23 protein-coding genes and 1 pseudogene are annotated in these 24,620 nt (G+C 71.4%); 13 read left to right on the top strand and 11 right to left on the bottom strand.

Translation table 11 applies throughout. From position 1 onward, the window contains the following. Positions 1 to 10 precede the first annotated feature (10 nt). On the bottom strand, positions 11 to 1,228 hold the full coding sequence (locus tag OG210_RS18105) for an amidohydrolase family protein (RefSeq protein ID WP_328327722.1): 1,218 nt from the start codon (positions 1,226 to 1,228) through the stop codon (positions 11 to 13). Between the two features lie 294 nt (positions 1,229 to 1,522). On the opposite strand from OG210_RS18105, the gene OG210_RS18100 reads away from it, so the two are divergent. The 3 genes from OG210_RS18100 to OG210_RS18090 all read left to right on the top strand — a co-directional run bounded on the left by OG210_RS18100 (position 1,523) and on the right by OG210_RS18090 (position 5,187). Further along, positions 1,523 to 4,483, top strand: a complete 2,961-nt coding sequence (locus OG210_RS18100) for a BTAD domain-containing putative transcriptional regulator (RefSeq protein WP_328327724.1) — start codon at positions 1,523 to 1,525, stop codon at positions 4,481 to 4,483. Positions 4,484 to 4,722: 239 nt separating this feature from the next. After that, the gene (locus OG210_RS18095) at positions 4,723 to 4,878 is read left to right on the top strand and encodes a hypothetical protein (RefSeq protein WP_371537665.1); all 156 of its coding nucleotides are present in this window, start codon (positions 4,723 to 4,725) and stop codon (positions 4,876 to 4,878) included. A 132-nt stretch (positions 4,879 to 5,010) separates the two neighbouring features. After that, positions 5,011 to 5,187 (top strand): hypothetical protein, encoded by a 177-nt coding sequence (locus OG210_RS18090; protein WP_328327729.1) that lies wholly within the window; start codon positions 5,011 to 5,013, stop codon positions 5,185 to 5,187. A gap of 117 nt (positions 5,188 to 5,304) precedes the next feature. On the opposite strand, the gene OG210_RS18085 is transcribed toward OG210_RS18090, so the two are convergent. Beyond that, positions 5,305 to 6,900, bottom strand: a complete 1,596-nt coding sequence (locus OG210_RS18085) for a FadD3 family acyl-CoA ligase (protein ID WP_328327731.1) — start codon at positions 6,898 to 6,900, stop codon at positions 5,305 to 5,307. A gap of 85 nt (positions 6,901 to 6,985) precedes the next feature. Here OG210_RS18085 and OG210_RS18080 point away from each other — a divergent pair, with 85 nt between their 5' ends. From OG210_RS18080 to OG210_RS18070, 3 genes are read left to right on the top strand one after another with little or no spacing between them, the layout of a single operon-like run. Continuing rightward, positions 6,986 to 8,161, top strand: coding sequence for a lipid-transfer protein (locus tag OG210_RS18080; RefSeq protein WP_371537662.1), 1,176 nt, complete (start codon positions 6,986 to 6,988; stop codon positions 8,159 to 8,161). 6 nt (positions 8,162 to 8,167) lie between these two features. Then, positions 8,168 to 8,593, top strand: a complete 426-nt coding sequence (locus tag OG210_RS18075) for an OB-fold domain-containing protein (protein WP_328327735.1) — start codon at positions 8,168 to 8,170, stop codon at positions 8,591 to 8,593. Next, entirely contained in the window at positions 8,590 to 9,366 is a 777-nt protein-coding gene (locus OG210_RS18070; protein ID WP_328327737.1) for an enoyl-CoA hydratase/isomerase family protein, read from the top strand. Before OG210_RS18075 ends, OG210_RS18070 begins: the two co-directional genes overlap by 4 nt. Positions 9,367 to 9,401: 35 nt before the next feature. Here the strand turns inward: OG210_RS18070 and OG210_RS18065 are convergent, their stop codons facing one another. Next, positions 9,402 to 9,908, bottom strand: a complete 507-nt coding sequence (locus OG210_RS18065) for a hypothetical protein (RefSeq protein WP_371537658.1) — start codon at positions 9,906 to 9,908, stop codon at positions 9,402 to 9,404. A 108-nt stretch (positions 9,909 to 10,016) separates the two neighbouring features. Between OG210_RS18065 and OG210_RS18060 the strand changes: the two genes are divergently transcribed. Then, positions 10,017 to 10,700: a hypothetical protein gene (locus OG210_RS18060; RefSeq protein ID WP_371537655.1), complete on the top strand. Its 684-nt coding sequence runs from the start codon at positions 10,017 to 10,019 to the stop codon at positions 10,698 to 10,700. Between the two features lie 16 nt (positions 10,701 to 10,716). Here the strand turns inward: OG210_RS18060 and OG210_RS18055 are convergent, their stop codons facing one another. Further along, a complete protein-coding gene (locus OG210_RS18055) occupies positions 10,717 to 13,143 on the bottom strand; it encodes a PQQ-binding-like beta-propeller repeat protein (RefSeq protein ID WP_328335469.1) in 2,427 nt (808 codons plus the stop codon). A 449-nt stretch (positions 13,144 to 13,592) separates the two neighbouring features. Between OG210_RS18055 and OG210_RS18050 the strand changes: the two genes are divergently transcribed. Beyond that, the gene (locus tag OG210_RS18050; protein WP_328327743.1) at positions 13,593 to 14,240 is read left to right on the top strand and encodes a TetR family transcriptional regulator; all 648 of its coding nucleotides are present in this window, start codon (positions 13,593 to 13,595) and stop codon (positions 14,238 to 14,240) included. A gap of 141 nt (positions 14,241 to 14,381) precedes the next feature. Here OG210_RS18050 and OG210_RS18045 read toward each other — a convergent pair whose 3' ends face one another. After that, a complete protein-coding gene (locus tag OG210_RS18045) occupies positions 14,382 to 14,900 on the bottom strand; it encodes a nitroreductase family deazaflavin-dependent oxidoreductase (protein WP_371540354.1) in 519 nt (172 codons plus the stop codon). A 2-nt stretch (positions 14,901 to 14,902) separates the two neighbouring features. Beyond that, the gene (locus tag OG210_RS18040; protein ID WP_328327745.1) at positions 14,903 to 16,078 is read right to left on the bottom strand and encodes an acyl-CoA dehydrogenase family protein; all 1,176 of its coding nucleotides are present in this window, start codon (positions 16,076 to 16,078) and stop codon (positions 14,903 to 14,905) included. A gap of 124 nt (positions 16,079 to 16,202) precedes the next feature. Here OG210_RS18040 and OG210_RS18035 point away from each other — a divergent pair, with 124 nt between their 5' ends. Continuing rightward, positions 16,203 to 17,393: an acetyl-CoA acetyltransferase gene (locus OG210_RS18035; protein ID WP_328327747.1), complete on the top strand. Its 1,191-nt coding sequence runs from the start codon at positions 16,203 to 16,205 to the stop codon at positions 17,391 to 17,393. Positions 17,394 to 17,483: 90 nt separating this feature from the next. Here OG210_RS18035 and OG210_RS18030 read toward each other — a convergent pair whose 3' ends face one another. The 3 genes from OG210_RS18030 to OG210_RS18020 all read right to left on the bottom strand — a co-directional run bounded on the left by OG210_RS18030 (position 17,484) and on the right by OG210_RS18020 (position 19,882). After that, complete coding sequence (locus tag OG210_RS18030; RefSeq protein WP_328327749.1) at positions 17,484 to 18,422, bottom strand: class I SAM-dependent methyltransferase; 939 nt, start codon at positions 18,420 to 18,422, stop codon at positions 17,484 to 17,486. A 126-nt stretch (positions 18,423 to 18,548) separates the two neighbouring features. Further along, on the bottom strand, positions 18,549 to 18,926 hold the full coding sequence (locus OG210_RS18025) for a darcynin family protein (protein WP_328327751.1): 378 nt from the start codon (positions 18,924 to 18,926) through the stop codon (positions 18,549 to 18,551). A gap of 62 nt (positions 18,927 to 18,988) precedes the next feature. Beyond that, complete coding sequence (locus OG210_RS18020; RefSeq protein ID WP_371537650.1) at positions 18,989 to 19,882, bottom strand: NAD(P)H-binding protein; 894 nt, start codon at positions 19,880 to 19,882, stop codon at positions 18,989 to 18,991. A gap of 125 nt (positions 19,883 to 20,007) precedes the next feature. On the opposite strand from OG210_RS18020, the gene OG210_RS18015 reads away from it, so the two are divergent. The 3 genes and pseudogenes from OG210_RS18015 to OG210_RS18005 form a co-directional block, all read left to right on the top strand. Continuing rightward, positions 20,008 to 20,955 carry a LysR family transcriptional regulator gene (locus tag OG210_RS18015; protein ID WP_371540351.1) on the top strand — a complete coding sequence of 316 codons (948 nt, stop codon included), beginning with the start codon at positions 20,008 to 20,010 and terminating at the stop codon, positions 20,953 to 20,955. A 319-nt stretch (positions 20,956 to 21,274) separates the two neighbouring features. Beyond that, complete coding sequence (locus tag OG210_RS18010) at positions 21,275 to 22,081, top strand: SDR family oxidoreductase (RefSeq protein WP_328327757.1); 807 nt, start codon at positions 21,275 to 21,277, stop codon at positions 22,079 to 22,081. 27 nt (positions 22,082 to 22,108) lie between these two features. Further along, positions 22,109 to 22,183, top strand: a pseudogene (locus tag OG210_RS18005) (hypothetical protein); the annotation flags it as partial. A 263-nt stretch (positions 22,184 to 22,446) separates the two neighbouring features. On the opposite strand, the gene OG210_RS18000 reads toward OG210_RS18005, so the two are convergent. Next, on the bottom strand, positions 22,447 to 23,205 hold the full coding sequence (locus OG210_RS18000; protein ID WP_371537647.1) for an SDR family NAD(P)-dependent oxidoreductase: 759 nt from the start codon (positions 23,203 to 23,205) through the stop codon (positions 22,447 to 22,449). Beyond that, positions 23,195 to 23,611, bottom strand: a complete 417-nt coding sequence (locus OG210_RS17995; protein ID WP_371537644.1) for an ester cyclase — start codon at positions 23,609 to 23,611, stop codon at positions 23,195 to 23,197. The genes OG210_RS18000 and OG210_RS17995 overlap by 11 nt, the downstream gene beginning before the upstream one ends. A gap of 85 nt (positions 23,612 to 23,696) precedes the next feature. On the opposite strand from OG210_RS17995, the gene OG210_RS17990 reads away from it, so the two are divergent. Then, entirely contained in the window at positions 23,697 to 24,566 is an 870-nt protein-coding gene (locus OG210_RS17990; RefSeq protein WP_371537642.1) for a LysR family transcriptional regulator, read from the top strand. Positions 24,567 to 24,620: the final 54 nt, after the last annotated feature.

The raw sequence follows: 24,620 nt of genomic DNA, 5'->3' as shown, positions 1-24,620 counted from the left end.
TCCGGGCCGGTCACCCCGCCCAGAGGCCGTCCTCCGTGAGGCCGAGGAGCTCGATCGCGTTGCCGCGCACGATGCGGTCCACCACGTCCGGGGCCAGGTGTCCCATCTGGGCCTCGCCGACCTCACGGGACTTGGGCCAGGTGGAGTCGGAGTGCGGGTAGTCCGTCTCGTAGAGCACGTTCCCCACCCCGATCGAGTCGAGGTTCTTCAGCCCGAAGGCGTCGTCGAAGAAGCAGCCGTACACATGGTCGGTGAAGAGCTCCGACGGCGGCCGGTGGACCTTGTCCGCCACCCCGCCCCAGCCGCGGTTCTCCTCCCAGACCACGTCGGCGCGTTCCAGGATGTACGGGATCCAGCCGATCTGGCCCTCCGCGTACATGATCTTCAGGTTCGGGAAGCGCTCGAACTTGCCGCTCATCAGCCAGTCGACCATCGAGAAGCAGCAGTTGGCGAAGGTGATCGTGGAACCGACCGCCGGCGGTGCGTCGGCCGATGTGGACGGCATCTTCGACGACGAGCCGATGTGCATCCCGATGACCGTGCCGGTCTCGTCGCACGCGGCGAGGAACGGGTCCCAGTCGTCGGTGTGGATGGACGGCAGCCCCAGGAACGGGGGTATCTCCGAGAACGCGACCGCGCGCACCCCGCGTGCGGCGTTGCGCCGGACTTCGTCCGCCGCGAGCCGCGCGTCCCACAGCGGGACGATCGGCAGCGGGATGAGGCGGCCGTGCGCCTCGGGGCCGCACCACTCCTCCACCATCCAGTCGTTGTACGCGCGGACGCCGAGCAGGGCCAGTTCGCGGTCCTTCGCCTCGGTGAAGGTCTGGCCGCAGAACCGCGGGAAGGTCGGGAAGCAGAGTGCGGACTGGACGTGGTTGACGTCCATGTCGGCGAGGCGGTCGGGCACCGAGAAGGAGCCGGGCCGCATCTGTTCGTAGGTGATGACTTCGAGCTTGATGTCGTCCCTGTCGTAGCCGACCGATGTGTCGAGACGGGTCAGCGGCCGGTGCAGGTCCTCGTAGATCCACCAGTCGCCGATCGGCCCGTCATCGCCCTTGGCGCCCATGACCGGGGCGAACTTTCCGCCCATGAAGGACATGGACTTGAGGGGCGCACGGACGATGCGCGGACCGATGTCCCGGTATTTGGACGGGAGCCGGTCCTGCCAGACATGGGGAGGTTCCACGGTGTGGTCGTCCACCGAGATGATCTTCGGGAAATTCTCCATGCTCTCCACCGTAGCGCCGATCTGACGAACCGTCAGCTACTCGGTCGGCTACTGGGCCGACTCTCCCTGCCGAAAGATGCGGCAACGGTCCGGCGCGCCGGTTGGCGGAGAGCTTGTGGAGAGGCACCCCCAGAGCTGACGTACTCGCCATGAACAAGGCAAACTGGCCTGTGCGATACGAGCGGACGGGTGCGGACGGGGACTTACTGGTGCGAACAGGTGCGGACAGGTGCGGCAGGTGCGGACCGGACGACCACCTGAAGCAGCAGGCACGGGCAGGAGGCAGAGGCAGCTATGGACCGTGACAGCGGGCCGCGTGTACCGGGGCAGCGGACTCCGCAGCAGAGCCGGGACGGCAGGCTCACGTTCAGCGTGCTCGGACCGGTGCGCGCCTGGCGTGACGGTGAGGCGCTGCCGTCCGGATCGCCGCAGCAGCGCGCACTGCTGGCCGCGCTGCTGACCCGCGACGGCCGCATGGCCACCGCGGGTGAGCTGATCGACGCGATCTGGGGCGACGACCCGCCCTCCCAGGCACTGGCCGCGGTACGCACGTACGCCTCCAGGCTGCGCAAGGTCCTGGACCCGGAGGTCCTGGTCAGCGAGTCGGGCGGGTACGCGATCCGGATACGGGCCGAGGCCGTCGACCTCCACCGCGCGCAGCAACTGGCCGCGAACGCCGAGAAGGCCGCCGGTAAGGGCGACCGCACCACGGCGCGCGCCCTGATCGACGAGGCGCTGGAGCTGTGGGACGGCGAGCCCCTGGCGAACGTCCCCGGACCGTACGCCGAGACCCAGCGGGCCGCCCTTGAGGAGTGGCGTCTGCAGCTGACCGAGTCGCGGCTCGACATGGACCTGGAGGTCGGCTGCCACGCGGAGGCGGTATCCGAGCTGACCTCGCTGACCGCCGCCCATCCGCTGCGCGAGCGACTGCGCGAGCTGCTGATGCTGGCGCTGTACCGCAGCGGGCGGCAGGCCGAGGCGCTGGCCGTGTACGCCGATACGCGCAAGCTGCTCGCCGACGAGCTGGGGGTGGACCCCCGGCCCGAACTGGCCAGGCTCCAGCAGCGGATCCTCCAGGCGGACGCGGAACTGGCCCGGCCGGCCGAGGAGTCGGCACCCGCCTCACCCACCGCCGTACGGCCTGCGCAACTACCGGCCACCGTGCCTGACTTCACCGGGCGTACTGCCTTCGTACGGGAGCTGAGCGACCGTCTCGGCACCGCCGAGGGCTCGGTGATGGCCGTGTCGGCGCTGGCCGGTATCGGCGGGGTGGGCAAGACGACGCTCGCCGTGCATGTGGCGCACGCGGCCCGGTCGCACTTCCCCGACGGGCAGCTGTACATCGACCTCCAGGGCGCGGGGTCGCGGGCCGCGGAGCCCGAGACCGTGCTCGGCGCGTTCCTGCGCGCGCTCGGTACGGCCGACTCGGCCATCCCCGAATCGCTCGACGAGCGCGCCGCGCTCTACCGGACGGCGCTCGACGGGCGCCGGGTCCTGGTGCTGCTCGACAACGCGCGCGACGCCGCGCAGATCCGCCCGCTGCTGCCCGGCACCGCCGGGTCGGCGGCCCTGGTGACCAGCCGCGCCCGGATGGTCGATCTGGCGGGCGCGCATCTGGTGGACCTGGATGTGATGTCGCCGGAGGAGGCCCTCCAGCTCTTCACGAAGATCGTCGGCGAGGAGCGGGTCGGCAGCGAACGCCAGGCGTCCCTGGACGTGGTGGCGGCCTGCGGCTTCCTGCCGCTGGCGATCCGTATCGCGGCGTCGCGCCTCGCCGCCCGCCGCACCTGGACGGTCTCGGTGCTGGCCGCGAAGCTCGCCGACGAGCGCCGCCGCCTGGACGAGCTGCAGGCGGGCGACCTGGCGGTGAAGGCCACCTTCGAGCTGGGGTACGGGCAGCTGGAGCCGCAGCAGGCAAGGGCGTTCCGGCTGCTGGGCCTGGCGGAGGGCCCGGACCTCTCACTGGCCGCGGCCGCCGCCGTACTGAACGTGCCGGCCCGGGAGGCGGAGGACCTGCTGGAGTCGCTGGTCGACACCTCGCTCCTGGAGTCGGCCGCGCCCGGCAGGTACCGCTACCACGACCTGGTCAGGCTCTACGCGCGTTCCTGCGCCGAACGCGACGAACAGCCGCCGGTGGAACGGGAGCTGGCGCTGTCCCGGCTGCTCGACTTCTATCTGGCGACGGCGGCCCGGGTGTACGCGATCGAGCGCCCCGGCGACCGGCTGGTCGACCACCTGGAGCCGACGACGTACGAGGGCCTGGCCTTCACGGACCGGCACGACGCCCAGGACTGGCTGTACGCGGAGGCGATGTCGCTGCTGGCGTGCGTCCGCCAGTCGGCCGCCGCGACCGGCACGCTGCGGCGGGCGGTCGACCTGCTGTGGGCCGCGCTCGACCTGGCGGAGTCGGGGGCGAACTCGAAGGAGTACAGCTACGCGGCCGGCCTCCTGCGGGACGCCGCGCGCGCCGCACGGGACGAGCACGCCGAGGGCCGGGCGGCCATCACCCTGACCTATGTGCACCATGTGGCGGGCCGGTTCGACCAGGCCGGGCAGGACGCCGAGGAGGCGGACCGGATCGCCGTACGGACCGGGGACCGGCTGTCCGCGTGCTGGGCGGCCAATCTCCGCGGCATCCTGGAGTTCTACCAGGGCCACTTCGACGTCGGGACGGCGCAGGCGCATCTCAGCCGGGCCGTCGAGGGGTTCCGGGACTGCGAGGACATGGCGGGCGAGGCGAGCGCGCTGTGCAACCTGTCGCGGCTCCACCTCGTCACCGGTGACGTCGACAAGGCGGTGGCGCTCTCCCGGCAGGGCACGGAGATGTACGACCGCATGGGCCATGCCCTCAAGGGCGCCAACGGCCGTTACGCGCTGGGGCTCGCGCTGACCAAGAGCGGTGAGCTCACCGCCGCCGCGGACCGGCTGCGGGAGGCCCTTGAGGTCTTCCGCGACAGCCGCCAGCGGCTCTGGGAGGGCATGGCCCTCTTCCGGCTGGCCGAGGTCGACATCGCCGCTGACCGCTGCGCCCAGGCGGCGGCCGGGGCGGAGATGGCGCTGACCGTCCTGCGCGGCATCGGCGGCGAGTGGCGGCGCGGCAACGTCCTCACCGTGCTGGGCCGCGCCCTGAACGGCATAGGGCAGTCGGGCCGCGCCCGGGTCTGCTGGCTGGAGGCACTGGCCATCTACGAGGAGCTCAAGTCACCGGAGGCGGACGAGGTACGGGAGCTGCTGACACCGCTGGCGGCGGCCTGAAGCCGCGCCCCCGATGGCCGGTCCCGGCCCCGCAGCGGGCGTTCATCGTTTGTTTATCGCGACCCGACATTCTCATTCCACGACGACCCGTCGCATCGGGGGGCAGGCGGTCGTCAGGAGGGCCCCGCACCGGCGAACTAAGGTGAGCGGCCTGCGGAACGTCCGTCCGGCAGCGCTCGGGGGAGCAGCCGGACGGGCTTCAGCACCACAGACCTTCACTCACAGGGGAGTTGACCACCATGGCCACAGAGCCGCAGAAGGACGCCACAGTCGACCCGGACAACGCTCACGTCACGGACAAGCCCACGGCCGTGAAGCCCGCCAACGCGCACGTCACGGACAAGCCGACCGCGGTGGCGCCCGACAACGCACACGTCACCGACAAACCCGCGTGATCTGAGACCTTCACGACGGGGCACGGGGGAATCGGGGGAACAGTGGCCGTGGTGGCCCGGAGGGGGAGCCACCACGGCCGCTGCCGTATGTCCGCACCCATCCGCCGACCCACCCGTAACGAAAGAGCTGCCATGACACTGACGAAGAAGCTGTTCGCCACCGCCGCCTTAGTGATAGCCACCGCGGCGGCGTCCGCGACACCGGCCCTGGCCAACGGCCATGTGACGGGCTCCGATCCCGCCACCGCCCACGTCCGGGCCGCCACGGTGAGCCCGGACAACGGGCACATCACGTCGGCCCCGCTGTAGTCGCGCGGCGGCCCGCCGGAGACCCCTGGGCCGCCTGTGGTGGGGCCGGCAGCACCGCCGCCGGCCCCACCACAGCCATCAGACGGACCGCACCCGGACCTGGGGGCCGCAGCCCGGTCACGCTCCCGCGCCGCCCCGCCCTCGCAGCTCCCCCTTCATCACCTTCCCGCTCGCGTTGCGCGGGAGTTCCGTCACGAACTCGACCTCGCGCGGGACCTTGTAGTTGGCCATCTCCCGGCGGGACCACGCGATCAGGTCGTCCGCCGTCAGCGTCGTGTCCGGGCGCCGGACCGCGTACGCCTTGCCGACCTCGCCCAGGCGGCCGTCCGGGATGCCCACGACCGCCACGTCCGCGATGTCCGGGTGCAGGCCGAGCAGTTGCTCTATCTCCGCCGGGTACGCGTTGAAGCCGCCGACGATGAACATGTCCTTGATCCGGTCGGTGATCCGCAGATTGCCCGCCGCGTCCAGGACGCCCACATCGCCGGTGCGCAGCCAGCCGTCGGGCGTGAACGCCTCCGCCGTCGCCTCCGGGGCCTCGAAGTACTCCCGCATGACGTTGAAGCCGCGCACCAGCACCTCCCCCGGCTCGCCCGGCGGGGCCGACACCCGTACCTCGGTGTCCGGGATCGCACGGCCCGATGTCGTCGCCACCACCTCGGCGCTGTCGCCCCCGCGGCACATCGTGACGATGCCGCTCGCCTCGGAGAGGCCGTACGCGGTGATCACCGTCGCGATGCGCAGCTCCGAGCGGAGCCGTTCGACCAGCTGGAGCGGGACGACCGCGGCGCCCGTCACGACCAGCCGCAGCGCGCTCAGGTCGTGCTGGTCGCGGGCCGGGTGGTCGAGCAGGGACTGGTGGAGGGTGGGCGGGCCCGGCAGTACGGAGATGCGTTCGGCGGCGACGTTGGCGAGCACGGTGTCCACGTTGAAGACCGGCTGCGGCACCATCGTCGCGCCCCGCATCAGACAGGCGATGACGCCCGCCTTGTAGCCGAAGGTGTGGAAGAACGGGTTCACGATGAGGTAGCGGTCGCCCTCGCGCAGCCCGGCCAGTTCGCACCAGATGTCGTAGCAGCGCAGCGTCTGCGCATGGGTGATGACGGCGCCCTTGGGGCGGCCCGTGGTGCCCGAGGTGAAGATGATGTCCGAGAGCGCCGACGAGTCGACCGCGTCCGCGCGGGCCCGCACCTCGGCGCCGGACACCTGCTCGCCGCCGGCCAGGAAGTCCTTCCAGGTGCGGAAGGACTCCGGGGCGTCCTCCGACAGGACCACGACCTGCTCCAGCCGCGGCAGCGCGGGCAGCGGACCGGATCCGCTCCCGGTGCCGGCCGCGCGCCGCAGCGACGCCACGTACGAGGCACCGAGGAAGGTGCCGGTCACGAAGAGCAGCCTGGCGCCGCTGCGTTCCAGTACGTACGCCGCCTCCGCGCCCTTGAAGCGGGTGTTCAGCGGGACCAGGACCGCGCCCGCCGTCACCGCGCCCAGCGCGGAGACGATCCAGTCGACGGTGTTGGGCGCCCAGACCGCGACCCGGTCACCGGCGTTCACCCCCGACGCGATGCACGCGGCGGCCGCCCGCTCGACCCGCTCGCCCAACTCCGTGTAGGAGATCCGGGTACGGCCGTCGACGACCGCCTCCCGTTCGCCGTACCGTTCGGCAGCGGACCGCACCAGCGCCGGAATACTGCCCCACTCCACGTCCCCGCGCATCGAATGCCTCCCGCAACCAGTAGCTGGTCATCCCGTAGCTGACTATCCGTCAGATTAGCTGTAGCCTTCCCCGCTGTCAGCAGTCATGACGTCCCCGGAGGTGGCGATGGCAGTGGCGACGCTCAAAGACGCAACGGCGATAGTCGGGATAGGCCAGACCGCGTTCGCCAAGCAACTCCCCGAATCCGAGAAGGCGCTGGCCTGCCGGGCGATCATCGCCGCGCTGGACGACGCCGGGATCGCGCCGTCCGAGGTGGACGCGTTCTCCTCGTACACGATGGAGGACGCCGACGAGGTCGAGGTCGCCAAGGCCGTCGGGGCCGGCGACGTGACCTTCTTCTCGAAGATCGGCTACGGAGGCGGCGGCTCCTGCGCGACCGTCGCGCACCTCGCGGCGGCCGTCGCGACCGGACAGGCCAACGTCGGAGTCGCCTGGCGCGCGCGCAAACGCGGCAGCGGCCCGCGCCCCTGGAAGAACACGGCGGTCCAGCTGCCGGCCCCCGCCCAGTGGAGCCGCCCCTTCGGCCTGCTGCGGCCCGCCGACGAGATCGGCATGCTGGCCCGGCGGTACATGCACGAGTACGGCGCCACCCGCGACCACCTCTTCAATGTCGCGCTCGCCTGCCGCAACCGCGCCAACCAGAACCCGGCCGCGATCATGTACGACCGCCCGCTGACCCGCGACATGTATATGACCTCGCGGTGGATCAGCGAGCCGCTCTGCCTCTTCGACAACTGCCTGGAGACGGACGGCGCGCTGGCCGTCGTCATCGTCTCCGCCGACCGCGCCCGCGACTGCCGGCGCAAGCCCGTGTACGTGCACGCGGCCGCCCAGGGCCTGCCCGCCCAGCACCACGGCATGGTCAATTACTGGAACGACGACCCGCTGACCGGCCCCTCCTGGACCGCGGCCCGGCATCTGTGGAAGCACGCCGACTTCGGCCCCGACGACGTCGACGTGGCGCAGATCTACGACGCCTTCACCCCGCTCGTCCCGCTCTCCCTCGAGGGGTACGGCTTCTGCGGGCGCGGCGAGGGCGCCGGGTTCACCGAGGGCGGCGCGCTGGAGATCGGCGGCAGGCTGCCCCTGAACACGGGCGGCGGCGGGCTGAGCGAGGCGTACGTGCACGGCTTCAACCTCATCACCGAAGGCGTCAAACAGCTGCGCGGCACCTCCACCGCCCAGGTACCCGACGCCAGTACCTGCCTGGTCACGGCGGGCGAGTGCGTCCCCACATCCGCGATCCTGCTGAGGAGTTGAGTCCCGATGCTCCAGCCAGTCACCGACGAGGACGGCGCGCCCTTCTGGGAGTACACCGCCCGGCACGAACTGCGCGTCCAGTCCTGCGCGGAGTGCGCCACGCTGCGTTTCCCGCCCCGGCCCTGCTGCCCGCAGTGCCAGTCCTTCGACAGTGAGTGGCAGCTCATGTCCGGGCGCGGCCGCATCTGGTCGTATGTCTTCCCGCACCCGCCGCTGCTGCCCGACTACGCGGCTCAGGCCCCGTACAACACCGTGGTGGTGGAGCTGGCCGACGCCCCGCACATCCGGCTCGTCGGCAATGTGGTCGCCGCGCCGGACGCACCGCTGAACTCGGTGGCACCCGAGCGGCTGCGGATCGGCGCCCGGGTGCAGGTCGCCTTCACCGAGTCCGACGGGATGACCCTGCCGCGCTGGCTGCTGGAGCGGCCATGAGCCTGCGCGTCGAGAGGAACCCGCAGACCGGCATCGCGGTCGTCACGCTCGACCGGCCCGGCCGGCTGAACGCCGTCGACCTGGAGACCGCAGGTGAACTCTCCGCCACCTGGCGGGAGTTCCGCTTCGACACCTCGGTACGGGCGGTCGTCGTGACCGGCGCGGGGACCCGGGCCTTCTGCACCGGAATCGACCGCTCGGCCGAGGTGCCGCAGCCGGCGTCCCCGTACTCCGTCGACGACCCGCTGGTCGCGATCGGCCCGAAGGCCAACGACCTCTGGAAGCCCGTGATCGCGGCGGTGCGCGGGATGGCGTGCGGCGGCGCGTTCTACCTGCTGGGCGAGGCGGAGTTCGTGATCGCGGCCGACGACGCCACCTTCTTCGACCCGCACACCTCGTACGGCATGGTCAGCGCCTACGAGACCATCTACCTCGCCCAGCGGATGCCGTTCGGCGAGGTCGCACGGATGGCGCTGATGGGGACGGCCGAGCGGATCTCGGCGCGGCGGGCGTACGAGACCGGCTTCGTCAGCGAGGTGACGCCGCCCGGCGACGAGCTGGCGGCCGCGGTCGGGTGCGCCGAGACCATCGCCTCGTATCCGACGGATGCGGTGCAGGGGACGGTACGGGCGGTGTGGGCCGCGAAGGAGGGGGCCCGCGCGCAGGCTCTGGCGCAGGCCCCCCACCTGGTGGCGCTCGGCAATCTGCCGCCGGACCGGCAGTCGGCGCTGTTCGGCGCCAGGAAGAGTGGTGGCGGGTTCCGGGTGCGGTAGCGGGATTCCGGGTGCGGTCGGTGGCGGGGTGCCCGTCAGTACTGGGCGAGCACCGAGTCGACTCGGCACCTCGTGACGGAGCCGGCGTCGGACGGGGCCGACATCGGCACCTTCACCGTCGCACTGGAGCTGCCGCGCACCAGGACGGCCGCGCTGCCCGTGTCGACGACGGAGCCGCCCGCGTCGAGGAAGCTCATGGTGACCTCGTAGCTGTGGCTACCGCTCGCCGACCTGGCCGACACCCGTACGGTGGCGGCGGTCGCACCCTTCTTCGCACAGGTCACCACGGTGCCGGTGGCCGAGGGCGCGGACGAAGACGTGCTGCTGCCCGAACCGCTCGTGGAGCCGCTCGACGAACCAGTGGTGTGGTCGTTGTAGTAGTGGTGGTGGCTCGTGGTGGAACTGCTGTGGCTCTTGCTGCTGGAGCAGCCGCCGCCGCTGGAACTGTGACCGTGGCTGTGGCTGCTGTGGCGCGAGAAGCCCGTCAGCGCGAGGACCACCCCCACCAGGACGGCACCGAACCTCAAACGTCGCATGGTCATGTCATCTCCCCCGTTCGGCGGAAACGGTAGCAGCCGGCCCGCCTGTGGTGGCAGGTGCCGGGCGCCCGGCGTAGCGTCGAAATCGAGATCCGGCGGAGGAGACCGAAGATGATCCGCAATGTCCTTGGCTCCCTCGTCGCTCTCCTCGGAGCGGCGGCCGCCGTATACAGCCCCTTCCGTAACTGGTACGACGGCCGCCACGGCAGCGAGTACCGGATCCAGGACCTGTTCAACGGCATCACGGCGACCAAGCCCGGCGACGCGGGCGGCTCCATCCTGATCCCGCTCGCCTTCGCGGCACTGATCACCGTGATCGGCATTCTGCTGCGCTCACGCCTGCTGGTGACGCTGGCGGGCCTGATCACCATCGGCTTCACCGTGCTGTGGATGGTCCGCGTCGGCATCGCGCAGCACAGCCTGGTGCTCAGCTCCAACGGCAGCGGGCTGGGGCTCGGTGTCGCGTACGCGATGGTCGGCGGGGTGCTGATGCTGCTGGGGGCGGCTCTGATGCGGGGGCGGCGGGTGCGGGCGGTCGCGCCTGCGCCTCAGCCCGAGCCGGTGCCCGGGCCTGGGCCCGAGGCATGGGGTACGGGGGCCCATCCGGCCGCGCCGCCGTACGCGCCGCCTGCGGTGGGGCAGCCGATCGACCAGCCCTACGAGCCGGGGGCCGAGCACGACACGTTGTCCTTCAGCTCGGCTGATCTGCCTGCGGAGCTGACGGCTCCTGAGGAGCCGGGGGAGCGGGGCGCGCCGGGTGGCGGGGCCACACGGGCTCGGCCGTCGGGCGAGTGAACGCCTTGGCCGGCGCTCAGCTCGCCCGGCCTGTGCCCGTTCCCTTGATGGCGTCCAGCGCGTACACGCAGCGGTCCTTGCTGCAGGCGTAGACAACTCCCGCGCGGACCACCGGGGATCCGGTGATCTCGCCGCCCGTGGCCAGCTTCCAGCGGAGCTGGCCGCCGACCGCGTCCAGCGTGTAGAGGCAGTGGTCCGCCGAGCCGAAGTGGATTCTGCCGTCCGCCACCACCGGCGCTCCGACCACCTCGCCGCCTGCCGCGAAGCGCCACTTGGGGGTGCCCGTCACCGCGTCCAGCGTGTAGAGCGCGCTCCCGCTGCCCACATGGATGTTGCCCTGTGCGACAAGGAGCGGGTGGAGTGACTGCCGGGACTCGGTGGCGATGCGCCAGCGGTCCTTACCGGTCGCGGAGTCGATGGCGTACACCGTGCCGAGGTAGTCGGCGAGGTAGACGCCTCCCCCGGCCACCGCGGGCCCCGGCGCGAAGGACGGGGCCGACAGGAAGACCGCGGGGGCCTCGAAGTGCCAGCGGACCAGGCCGGACGAGCGGTCGATCGACAGGACGCGGGTCCCGGCCGCGATGTACACACAGCCGTCGTCGGCCGACGTCACCCGGACGGGTACTCCCCCGCACGCGGCCGCGTCGCCCACCGGGTACGACCAGCGCTCGGCGCCGGTACGGGGATCGAGCGCGAAGAGGCGGGCATCCTTCCAGACGTACACCGTGTCCCCGTGGATCGCGGGCCCGGACTCCGGCGTCTCGAAATCCGTCTGGGCCCCTCTCAGCTCCCACAGCTTCTCGCCGTTGGACGCCTCCCACGCCTGGACGCCGCCGCCCCGGGTGCCGGTGACGACCGTGCCGTGCTCGGCCTGGAGCGAGTAGACCCACGCCTCCGTGGACAGCCGCCACCGGTCGGTGCCGTCGGTGCCGTCCAGCGCGTACAGCGTCGGCCCGTCGGACGCGTGGATCCGGCCGTCCGATACGGCCATCGCCCACGCCACGTCCTTGGTCTTGAACTGGCGCCGTCCGCTGCCCACATCGAGGGCGTGCACCTCGAACGAGGTGACGTACAGCAGATCGCCGTCGACGGCCGGGGTCCCCCAGACGTCGTTCGACATACGGAATCGCCACGGGCGCCAGCGGGCGGCCTCATCGGGGGCCCGGGGAGCGGGCGGGGCGGCCGTCGGGGGCGCCGCCTCCGACGTGCGCCGGCCTCCCGGCGCACGCACCCAGCCCGTCGCGGGCCCGGCGGGCGCTGCGGCGTGGGCACGGGCCTCCGCGACCCGCGGTCCGGGACCGATCGGCACCTGGGCGCCGGGCAGCCGCACGGCCTCGTCCCGCCACCCGGGCCGCTGCTGAGGCTGGGGCTGGATATGCGCCTGCGACTGCGGATGCGGCTGGGCCTGGCTCTGCTGCGCGAGGGCCTGCTGCGGCTGCTGGTGGCCGGGCTGCGGCTGGGCCCGGGGCTGCTGGGGCGGCGGCTGCGGCGGCTCGTAGGCCGGCCTCGGCGGCGGCGAGGGGTTCGCGGGCCTCGGCACCGCGGGCGGACGGCCGCCGCGCCGGGTCTCGATCATCGCGGTCGCCCTGGCCGGCAGCCAGGCGGACGCGGTGCCGCTGTCGTCGCCGCCCGACGCGAAGAGATGGGGTGCCAGCTGCGCCTGGAGGTCCTCCGGGCTGGGCCGCTGGGTGAACTCCTGCTGCATACACGCGTCGATCAGGGGCCGCAGTTCATCGGGCAGGCCCGTCAGGTTGGGGCCCTCGCGCAGCAGCATGAACACCGTCTCGACCGGGTTCGCCCCGTGGAACGGCGGATGGCCGGTCGCCGCGAACACCAGCGTCGAGCCGAGCGAGAACACATCGCTCGCGCCCTTCACATTGCGCGAGTCCTTGGCCTGTTCGGGTGACATGTACGCGGGGGTACCCACGGCGACGTTCGTCATGGTCAGCCGGGTGTTGGAGACACCGGACGCGATACCGAAGTCGATGACGCGCGGCCCGTCCTCCACCACCAGCACATTGGACGGCTTGAGGTCCCGGTGGACCAGACCGGCGCCGTGGATCGACTGCAGGGCCTCGGCGATCCCGGCGGCGAGCCAGCGCACCGCCTGGGCCGGCATCGGCCCGCACTCATTCACTATTTCTTCGAGGGAGGGCGCGGGGACGTACGCGGTCGCCAGCCACGGCACGGCGGCACGGGCGTCGGCATCGACCACGGCGGCCGTGTAGAAGCCGCTGACGGCCCGGGCGGCCTCCACCTCGCGGGAGAAGCGGACACGGAACAGCTGGTCCTCGGCGAGTTCGGTCCGTACGGTCTTGATCGCCACGCGCCGGCCCGAGGCCGAGCGCGCCAGATAGACAAGCCCCATACCGCCGGCCCCGAGCCGCCCGAGCACCTCGAACGGGCCGATCCGCCTCGGATCGTGCTGCGTCAGCTGCTCCACCACGCGCCTGCCACCTCCCCGTACGGGCCCCGGGGAAGGGGGTCCGCGAAATACAGCTGAGTTCAGGGTCTCACCACTGGGCACCACCCGGCGGTGCGCACCCTGATTGTTCCTGGCTGACGTGCTCGTTGCGAACCCGGGGGCGGATCGGGGTGTCTCACCGCGATACGGACATGGCGCCCACACAGGATCTGATAGAGCACCCACAGGGGGCCGGCACATGGCGCCGCAGAGGGCTGGACAGGGCGCCGCGCAGGGCCGAATGTGGTGCCCGTCACGGTCGGAAGGCGTCTAGGTGAGTTGTCCACGGAAGTTATCCACAGCCTGTTGATAACAATATCAATCCTTCCCCAGCCCCTCCCCTTCCGGCGAGCCGCTCCATTACCAGCCCGAACCCCATTTGCAGTCGGCCGAATCGCGCTCCGATCACCCCTCGGTAAGCTGACGGCATGACAGGACAAGTACGCACCGTCGACGGCCGCGTGGCCGGTCGACGAGGCCAGGCGACGCGGCAGAAGCTGCTCGACTGCCTCAGCGAGATGCTCAGCTCCTCGCCGTACCGGGACGTCAAGGTCATCGACGTGGCCCGGAAGGCGGGGACTTCGCCCGCGACCTTCTATCAGTACTTCCCGGACGTCGAGGGCGCGGTCCTCGAAATCGCCGAGGAAATGGCCAAGGAGGGTGCGGGGCTCACCGAGTTGGTCTCCGGACGCCCCTGGACCGGCAAGGCCGGCTGGCAGACGGCCGAAGAACTCGTCGAGGGATTCCTCGACTTCTGGCGCAGACACGACGCGATCCTCCGCGTCGTCGACCTCGGCGCGGCGGAGGGGGACAAGCGGTTCTACAAGATCCGCATGAAGATCCTGACCTCCGTCACCAACTCCCTGACGGATTCGGTCAAGGAGCTGCAGGCCAAGGGCAGGGTCGACAAGGACGTCAGCCCCGCGGCGATGGCCGGCTCCCTGGTCGCCATGCTGGCCGCGGTGGCCGCGCACCAGAAGGGCTTCCAGACCTGGGGTGTCAAACAGGCTGAACTCCGCCCGAACCTCGCACTTCTGGTCCACCTGGGCATCACCGGCAAGAAGCCGACAAAGTAACCGCGGGGCGCCACCACGTCATTCGTCCTGTCGCGCAGACGGCGGACCACCGAGGTGGTCCGCCGTCCGCGTACCCGCCACACGCAACACGGAGCACAGCACGCAACACCGAGCCCAGCCGCAGCACGCAGCACGCGAGTGTCAGCGGCGCTCCAGGCGGAACAGCCGGATCTCCCGGTCCACCCTCGCCTGGTACGCGGCGTAAGGCGGCCAGAACGCCAGCGCCGTGGCCCACACCTCCGCCCGCTCCGCCCCCTCCAGGAGCCGCGCCCTGACCTGGATGTCCTGGCCCTTCCAGTTCACCTCGACGTCCGGGTGCGCCAGCAGGTTCGCCGTCCACGCGGGATGGCCCGGCCGCCCGAAGTTCGACCCGACGAGGATCCAGCTGCGCGGCCACGGCTCGCCCCCGGCCCCGTCCCCAGCCGTCGCCGCCCCCGCCGCCGTCTTCTCCGGCATGCACGCCAATGGCGTAACGCGCGGCAGACCGCTTCTCGCGCCCGTCGCCGTGAGGGTCACCCCAGGCAGCATCTGCGCACTGAGCAGCACTCTCCCCCGGGTCAGCCGATGCACCGTACGGTCCATCGCCGGTACGACGTGCGGCGCGATCCTGGCGAACGTACGGGTGGACGACACCTTCTGCACCAACCGGGTTCCGGGCAGCATCAGACCGCGACCGCCGCTCGTCCGGTGAAGAGCCCCGCGCGCTCCGCCGCGTGCGCGCGCAGCCCGTGCACCGGCCCGAACAGCAGCTCGTCCGACGACGCCCGCTTGAAGTACAGCTGGATGTCGTGCTCCCAGGTGAAGCCGATCCCGCCGTGCAGCTGGACCGCCTCGGACGCGGCGCTCCGCAGCGCTTCCAGGCCCTGCGCCAGCGCGAGCCCGCCAGCCGCCGGGTCCCAGGCCGCGAAGTACGCCGCCGACCTGGCCGCCTGCACCTGTACGTAGAGCCCGGCCAGGCGGTGCTTCACGGCCTGGAACGAGCCGATGGGGCGCCCGAACTGCTCACGCTGCCGGACGTGTTCGACCGTACGCTCCAGCGCCCGGTCCGCCGCACCGACCGCTTCGGCGGCCAGCACGGCAGCCGCCGCACACCCGGTACGGGCCAGCACCCCCGGCACATCAGCGCCTTCTTCGGCGCTCTCACCGAGCAACTCCGCTGCGGTGTCGCGCAGTTCGATACGGGCCTGCGGCCGGGTCGCGTCCAGCGCGGTCTGCCGCACCCGGGACATCCCGGCGGCGTCGGCCCGTACGAGAAAGAGCAGCGTGCGGCTGCGGGCGAATCCCCCGGTGTGCGCGGCGACCAGCAGCACCCCCGCGCTGTGGCCGTCGAGCACTTGGTCGGCCTGCCCGTACAGCCGCCATCCCTCGTCGGTGGGCCGCGCCTGGACGCCACCGGCCCGGCCGCCGCCCGCCCAGTCGCCCGCGTTGTCACCGAGCAGCCCGAGTGCGGGCCCCAACGGCGCCGCCAGGGTGGCGGTCAGCTCGCCGCGTGCGATGCCCGGGAGCAGCTCAGCGCGCTGGGCCTCCGTGCCGAGCGCGGTGATCAGCGGCGCGGCGAGCGCCGCCGTGGCGAACAGCGGGGACGGCAGCAGCGCCCGCCCCGTCTCCTCGCAGGCGAGCACCAGCTCGGCGGGGCCGCACCCCACACCCCCGTACTCCGTGGGGATCGCGAGGCCGGGCAGCCCGAGCTGTCCGGCGAGGGTGCGCCAGAGCTCCTGGTCGTACCCGGCCGGGGTGGCCGCTGCGGCTCTGACCCCGTCCGGGCCGCAGCGTTTGGTGAGCAGTTCGCGCAGGGTACGGCGGATCTCGTCCTGCTCCGCTGTGAAGGCGGCATCCATGGGCGGGCCCCTCTCCTGATCTGACGGCGCGTCATAGTAGAGCGCGCCGATCCAGATGCACAGAGCCGGTACGGGAGACGTCCGGGCCATTGTCCAGCACCGGATCTGATGTACCGTCAGATTCATGTCATCCTCTGTCATATCTGCCCGGCCGCGGCGGCGGGTCGCCGTCGCCGGTGTCGCCCTGTCGGACTGCGGCAAGGTCGACGACGCCACCCCGTACGCCCTGCACGCCCAGGCCGCGCGCCGCGCGCTCGCCGACTCGGGCCTCGGCCGCGAGGTGATCGACGGCTTCGGCTCGGCGGGCCTCGGCACCCTCGCCCCGGTGGAGGTCGCCGAGTACCTGGGCCTGAAACCCACCTGGGTGGACTCCACCTCCGTCGGCGGCTCCACCTGGGAGGTCATGGCCGCCCACGCCGCCGACGCCATCGCGGCGGGCCACGCCAACGCCGTACTGCTGGTGTACGGCTCCACGGCCCGCGCCGACATCAAGGCGCGGCGCCGTACGTCGAACCTCTCCTTCGGCGCACGCGGCCCGCTCCAGTTCGAGGTCCCGTACGGCCACTCGCTCATCGCCAAGTACGCGATGGCCGCCCGCCGCCACATGCACGAGTACGGCACGACACTGGAGCAGCTGGCATCGGTGGCGGTCCAGGCACGGGCGAACGCGGCGACCAACCCGGACGCCCTGTACCGCGACCCGGTCACCGTGGACGAGGTGCTGGGCGGCCCGATGATCGCGGACCCGTTCACCAAGCTGCACTGCTGCATCCGCAGCGACGGCGGCTGCGCGGTGCTGCTGGTGGCCGAGGACTACGTACCGGACTGCGCGAAGGCCCCCGTGTGGGTACTGGGCGCCGGGGAGCACGTCTCGCACACCACGATGTCGGAGTGGGACGACTTCACGGTCTCCCCGGCGGCGGTCAGCGGCCGGCTGGCCTTCGAGCGGGCGGGGGTCAGCCCGGCGGAGATCGACATCGCCGAGATCTACGACGCCTTCACCTATATGACGCTGGTGACACTGGAGGACCTGGGGTTCTGCGCGAAGGGCGAGGGCGGCGCGTTCGTGGAGAAGGGCCGGCTGCTGCGCGACGGCGAACTCCCCGTCAATACCGACGGCGGCGGCCTCTCCGCCTGCCACCCCGGGATGCGCGGCCTGTTCCTGCTGGTCGAGGCGGTACGGCAGCTACGCGGCGAAGCGGGCGACGGCCGCCAGGTCCACAAGGCGGGCGGCCGCCTGCCGGAGCTGGCGGTCGCTTCGGGGACGGGCGGCTGGTTCTGCTCCTCGGGGACGGTGGTGCTGGGGCGGGGGTGAGTGCGACAGCTGTGCGACAGATCGGACCGGGGGCGACGGTTCTCGATGTACTCGCGAGACGTGGGCCCGGCCGTACCGCCCACCCCCGCGTCAGTCGGTCTCCGCGACGGCGACGCGCCCCGAGCGCAGCGATGCCCGTCCCCTCGCCGGGCCAGCGAGGGTGTGGGTGAGGGCGAGGAGGTCGTCGTCCGAGACCACCCGCAGGTTGTACTCCGCGAGCAGTGCGGCCATCTGCTGCGGCTTCCACAGTGAGCGCCACGGCTCGCCCGCCGTGACGGACTTGCCCAGCACGCGGGTCAGCAGCCGTCCTGCCGACGCTTTCACCGACGGCGCCTGATAGTTGACGATGAGCGCGCTGCCCGGGGCCGTCCGGGTGGCGAGTGCGGCCACGGTGGTGCGTACCTGGTCGCGTGTGAGGTACGGGACGACGCCCTCCCACAGCCATGTCGTCGGCGCGGAGGGGTTGTGCCCGGCGGCGTCCAGCACCTCGCCGAGGTCGTCGACGGCGAAGTCGGCCGGCGTGAACCGTACGGACCGCGCGAGGGCGGGCAGTCCGGCGTCATCCTCCGGCCTCGGGGTCTCCTCGGACCCATGGGCCTCGTGGGCGGCCTCGGTGAGGCGGGCGCGCTTGTCCTGCTGGGAGGCGGGGTGGTCGACCTCCCAGACATCTGTCTGTGCGAGTCCGGGCAGACGCCAGGCCCGCGTGTCCAGACCGGCGCCGAGGATGACGAGCTGACCGGTCGCGCGGGCGCGCAGGGCCTCGTCGATCGCGACCGTCCGGGGCACGACCACCTCGGCGCACGCCCGCACACCCTCGTACATGGTCCGCGCCTGCCAGCCCTGCGGCGGAGTACCCGCGCGCACCTGGTCCACCGGCGCACGCTCCGTGCCACGCAGCAGCCGCGCTGCCACCGGGTCCGCGAACCGGCTGTCAGCGGATCCACCGGCAGCGGCCCTGCCGTCCGCAGCGGCCCGCCCCTGGCAGACCAGCACCGCTGTCCTGCTGGCATCACGCGCACTCTCACTCATGGGGCTGTATTCAACACCAGCGCTGTCCTTCCCCGACCCGCCCGAGGTCTGACATCCCAGGCACTGCCCCGGGCCGGTGCCGTCCGCCCGCAGGGCAGCCGGCATCCTGCGGGCCCGGGTGGTGCGTCATGTGCTGATGGTGGTGACCGCCTCGGTGCCGTACGTACGGGCGTAGCCGTTCTCGGTGCCGACGAGCAGGTCGACGACCTCGAAGTAGCGCTCCCAGAAAGGGGTTTCGCGCAGTGCGTCGATGAGGAGCTGGTAGGCCGTGTGGTCGTCGGCTTCCCAGACCCAGACGTCGGTGACGCGGGTGGAGTAGAACTCCGTGTCGTAGAAGCGTGAGCGCACACCGGTGGTCTTGGCCTTGATCGCGGGCACGACCTGGGTGACGAAGGCGTTCACCCGTTCCTCCGGGGTCATGGCGAGCCACTCGGGCATGGTCTTGATGAGCATGAAGGCGGTCACCGGCGGTGCGGTTTCCTCAGCGGACAGGACAGCGGGCATGACTGGTGCCTCCGGGGTGGCAGGTGTGGACTGGGTGACGGGGTGGCCTGGGCGGTCGTTCCTCACCGCAGGACGGCGGGCTTCAGGGTCCGAGCGCACCACTGCTCGAAGGTGGTCGGTGTGGCGCTCTCCGGGGTGCGGGCGACACCCGCGTCCAGGCCGTTGTCCTTGGCCTGCTTCATGTCGGCGATGCCCTGGACGAACGCCTCGTTGAGGCCGTAGCCGACGAGCGTGGCGGACAGCTCGCCGAGCGGCTGCCGTTCGTAGCGGACAGGGCGGCCGAGCTGCTCGGTCATGATGCGGGCCAGGTCGCTGGGGGACAGGTCCTCCGGCCCGAGCACCGGGACGCTGTCGGCGCCGGTCCACGAGCGGTCGAGGAGCAGACCGGCGGCGACGGCCGCGATGTCGGCGACGGCGACGAGCGGGGCCTTGCGGTCGGCGTCGACGGCGTCGGTGAAGACGCCCTTCTCACGGATCGAGTCGGCCTCCTCCAGGAGGTTGTCGAAGAAGGACGGATTGGCCAGGGCGCGGTAGGCGGCGCCGGTGCCCGCGAGCAGGTCGTCCAGGGCGAGGGACGCGGTGACGAGTCCGGCGCGGTCGGCGGCCGGGGTGCCGCGGCCGAGCGCGGAGACGCCCACGACGTGGCCGACGCCGTGCGCGGCGAGCGCCTTGAGTGCGGGGCGGCTGAAGCCGGTGTAAGCCTCCTCCGGGGTGAGCGAGGAGTCCGGGGGGACGAGCCAGAACACGGCGTCCGCGCCTTCGAAGCCCCGCTCGACCACCTCGGCGTCACCGTGCGAACCGGTGACCACCTCGACGCGCTCGCGCACCGTGTCGGGGAGCCGGGCGGGGTCGCGCACGATGACGCGCAGTTCCTCACCGTGGGCAGGGGCGGACTCCAGCAGCAGGGACAGCAGTTGGCGGCCGATGTTCCCGGTGGGTGCGGTGATGACGATCATGAGGTCCTCTTGGGTGTGGCCGGTGGATGAGTACGTCTGTCATCCTGCGGAGGACCACGGAGTTGCCACAAGAGGAACTTCGGCAAGGGATCATTGCCTGAAATGGAATGACGCTGGTGAACAGCCTGAGCAGCCTGAACAGTCCGGATCCGCTCATCGACGCCAATCTCGCCGTCGCACTGGACGCCCTGCTGACCGAGCAGAGCGTCACCCGCGCCGCCGCGCGTCTGCACACCTCCCCCGCCGCCATGAGCCGCACCCTCGCCCGCCTCCGCCGTACCCTCCAGGACCCCCTCCTGGTCCGGGCCGGACAGACCATGGTCCCCACCCCCCGGGCTCAGGCCCTCCGTGAGGAAGTCGCCGCAGTGGTAAGCCGCCTGGGAGCGCTGCTCGCTCCGGGCGCCGGCGCCGATCTCGCCACCCTGCGCACCACCTTCACCCTTCAGATGGCCGACCTGGTCGGTGCGGCGCTGACCCCGGAACTGCTGCGACTGGCCCGGCAGGACGCGCCGGGCATCTCGCTGCGGATCCGGGCCGAAGAGATGGAGGCAGGACCGGCCCTGCGAGACGGCCGGATCGACCTGGAGATCGGATCCATCGGCCATGTCGACCCCGAGACCCACGTCGAGGAGCTGGTCACCTTCCGGATGGCGGCGGCTGTCCGGCCCGGCCATCCGCTGACCGAGCAGAGCCTGACCCCGGCCCGGCTCGCTGCCGCCGAGCACGTCACGGTCAGCCGTCGCGGCCGTTTCACCGGGCCCCTGGACACCGCCCTGGCCGAGCACGGCCTCCGTCGGCGGGTCACGGCTGTCCTCCCCAGCCACCTGGCCGCGATGATGCTGGCCGCCCGCAGCGACGTCGTCTGCCTCGTCCCCACGGCACTCCCCGGCGCGGCTCCCTCACCCCTCACCGACGCCGCCACCGTCCTCGGCCTGAACGTCCTCGATATCCCGCTGCCACTGCCGCCGTTGACCATCGGCATGGCCTGGCACCCCCGCCACGCAGCCGACGGAGCCCACCGCTGGCTCCGCGACGCCATCCGCCTGGCCCTTCGCGCACCCGGGACCGCCTAGGTTCTGCCCGCCCGGTCGGCTCTTCCTGGCGGAGGTGTCGTCGGCACCACCTGTCACGTCGCCGTGGGCTTCGTGCGGATGCCAGTGGGCCTCAGCCGAGTGAGTCGGCGCATCAGGCAAGGGGGCTCTCCCAGTACCTGTATCGGCAGGGTCTCCCAGACGTCCAAAACGCCTGTCAACCTGGTCGAGTCGACAGCGCCGACAACACTCCATGGACACGCGACACGCGCTGCAGCTTTACCCCCATCAGTTCAATTCAGCTGCCCCGAATGCGCGATCGTGTCGGCGCATTCCTCCACGGCAGAAGGGACGGAGACCAATGGCGGACAACCAATTCACCACCCACACAGAGCTTTTCGATCTGAGTGGGAAGTACGCCCTTGTCACTGGCGGCACCAGGGGAATTGGGTTGATGATCGCGCGCGGCCTTCTCCAGGCGGGCGCCCGCGTCGTCATCAGCTCACGCAATGCCGACACCTGCGCGGAGGCACAGCGTTCGCTGTCCGAATTCGGCGATGTTCGAGCAATCCCCGCCGACCTGTCCAGGCACGACGAGTGTCAGCGCCTCGCTGATCTTGTCAAGGCCGACTCGGAACGCCTGGACATCCTCGTCAACAACGCGGGAGCCATGTGGCGCGAGCCGCTGGAGACGTTCCCGGACGAGGCCTGGGACACAGTGATCGACCTCAACCTCAAGTCGCCGTTCTGGCTGGTGCAGGCGCTGCTCCCCGCACTTCGCGAGGCAGGCACCGCCGATGATCCCGCGCGGATCATCAACATCGGCAGTATCGCCGCCATCCACGTCGCCCAGGCACCCAACTACTCGTACGCCAGCAGCAAAGCGGCACTCCACCAACTCACCAGAGTGCTTGCCAGAGAGCTGGGCCCACAGCACATCACGGTGAACGCGGTAGCACCGGGAGTGTTCCCGTCGCAGATGATGGCGTCCACGCTCGATGCCATCGGCGACACGATCGCGGCGGCGACCCCTCTGCACCGGCTCGGCCGCGACGACGACATGGCGGGTATCGCCGTGTTTCTCGCCGGCCGGGCTGGGTCCTACCTCACGGGCACCGTCATCCCGGTGGACGGCGGCATCGCGACGACCGCATCGGGTACCCCTTAGATCGCGGGACGGGCTTACGGTGAGGGGATGGCCACGATGGATCTGCGCCATCCGATCGTGGGCCGGCTCGACTTGGACGTCGAGTCCCTGGAACTGCCCGCCGAACCCGGCCTGCATCTCATCGTCTACACCGCACCCGCGGGCACGCCGACCGCTGACAATCCAGCGCTCCTGGCGTCGTGGGCGTCCCCCCCAGCAGACGCCGGCGACCGAGCTCGAAGCACACAACGGATAGTCCGGCCCCTTCAGCCGTACTGGCCGGCGGACCATGACGTGGGGCAACAACCTGCGGGCGAACCTCAGTCACATGCCGACCGGCGAGCGCGGCGAGGTGCTGAAACGGTCGGCGATCGCGTCGAGCACGGTCACGCCCCTGTCCGCGTCACGCCGCCGTCGACGTGCAGGATCTGGCCGGTGATGAAGTCGGCGTCGTCCGAGACCAGGAAGGCGAGGGCGTTGCCGAGGTCCGCGGGGACCGACCGGCGCTTGATGGTCTGCATGGCCGTCACCCGCGCGAACACCTGCTCGGCGGTCGGGCCGTTGGGCCGGCTGCGGCCCAGGAAGCCATCGGTCGCCACCAGTCCGGGAGCGATCGCGTTGACCGTGATGCCGCTCTCGCCCAGCTCGTTGGCGAGTGCCCTGGTCAGCGCGTGCACGGTGCCCTTGCTGGTCAGGTACGCGAGGTCGCGGTTCTGCGTCATGGTGATGCCCGAGCCGGTGTTGACGATGCGCCCCCACCCGGCGGCGCGCATCCCCGGCGCGAACGCCCGGGCGAAGAGCAAGATCGGCTCGACATTGACCGCCTGCACCGTGCGCCACAGTTCGACCGTCATGTGGTCGAGGTCGGTGACCGGGAAGATGCCGGCGTTGTTGACGAGGATGTCGCAGCGCCCGTACCGGCCCAGGACCGTGCCGACCACGGCGTCGACCTGCGACGGCTCGCTGATGTCGCACACCAGCCCCAGCTTGTCGCCGTCGCCCTTCAACTCCTTTACGCCGTCGGCCGGATCGTCGATATCGACAGCCACCACGTTCGCGCCGTCCGCGGCGAGCCGTCGGCAGTACGCGTACCCGATGCCCCGCGCCGCCCCGGTCACCACCGCCGTCTTTCCGTCAAGCGCCACGGGTGAACTCCAGGCCGATCTGGCGCGCGATCCCGAAGTAGTCCTCCAGGTGCCACGTCCGCACGATCCGGCCGTCGACCACCTGGTGGAAGTCCGACGCCCGGAACTCGACCTCGCGGCCCGTGCCTTCGACGCCGAGCAGCTCCCCGGCGTGCACACCGCGGCCGACCGAACGCACGGCGACCATGCCGCCGGACTCGACGACCTGCTCGATCGTGACGGTCAGGCCGGGGAACACGCTGCGAAGGTACTCGATGGTCTTCTTCCACCCGTCCGGCCCGGCCCCGGTGCGCATGGCCGGGACGGCCTCCCAGTCGGCGGCGAGGGCCTCGTCGATCAACGCTGTGTCACCGGTGCCGAGGGCCTCGTAGAAGCGCCGGACCGCGGTCTCATTGTCAGTGGGCATGAAACTCACGGTAGGGACGCACACCCTCGGTGATCAAAGACCTGTTACGGATCACGTCATACAGTTCAGGCATTACGGTTCGGATATGACGGACCTCGACCTGCGGCTGGTGCGCTACTTCACGGCCGTCGCCGCACACCTGCACTACGGCCGCGCCGCAGCAGAGCTGCACATCGCACAGCCGTCGCTCAGCCGGCAGATCAGCCAGCTTGAGGCCCAGGTGGGCTCGCGGCTTCTGGACCGCACGCGGCAGGGCACCCGGCTCACCGAAGCGGGAGAGGCGTTCCTCCCCCTCGCCCATGAACTGCTGCGCTCGTCCGAGCAGGCCACGGCCGCCGCCCGGACCGCCGCACGGCCCACCCGGATCACCGTCGGCTACACGGCGGGCCTGATCGTCACCCCGGCGGTCCAGAACCTGCGGCACAAGCACCCCGACGCCGACGTACGCACGCTGCACCTGGAGTGGAACGAGCCGCGCGACGCCCTGCTCGACCGCCGCGTCGACGCGGCGATCACGCGGCTGCCCCTGCACACCGACGGCCTGCACGTGACGGTCCTCTACGACGAGCCGAAGCTGCTGCTCGTACCGCTCGGGCACCGGCTGGCGGACAAGGAGTCGGTCACCCTCGACGACATCGACGAGGAGCCGATCCCCCGCTTCCCGGATCCGCAGTTCGACGCGTACTGGCGCATCGACCCGCGCCCGGGAGGCCGCCCGGCGCCCGACGGCCCTCCTGCCGAGACCATCGAGGACAAGCTCGAATACATCGCCGCCGGTCAGGCCGTGGCCATCGTCCCGGCCGCCCTGTACGCGGCCGGCGTACGCCCCGACCTCACCACGGTCCCGCTGCACGGCGTCGAACCGGGCCACGTCGTCGTGGCAACCCGGGAGGGGGACCGCGCCCGGCTGGTGGCCGCATTCCGCACGTCGGCCCGTGACTGCCTGAGCGGTTAGCCACCGGAGCCCGTGAACACCGTGGCGCGGGCGGTGTCTCCGTGCCGCCGGGCG

It is taken from the genome of Streptomyces sp. NBC_00466 (genome assembly GCF_041433995.1).
Classification (GTDB): domain Bacteria; phylum Actinomycetota; class Actinomycetes; order Streptomycetales; family Streptomycetaceae; genus Streptomyces.
This window is presented reverse-complemented; position numbering and strand designations above follow the sequence as displayed.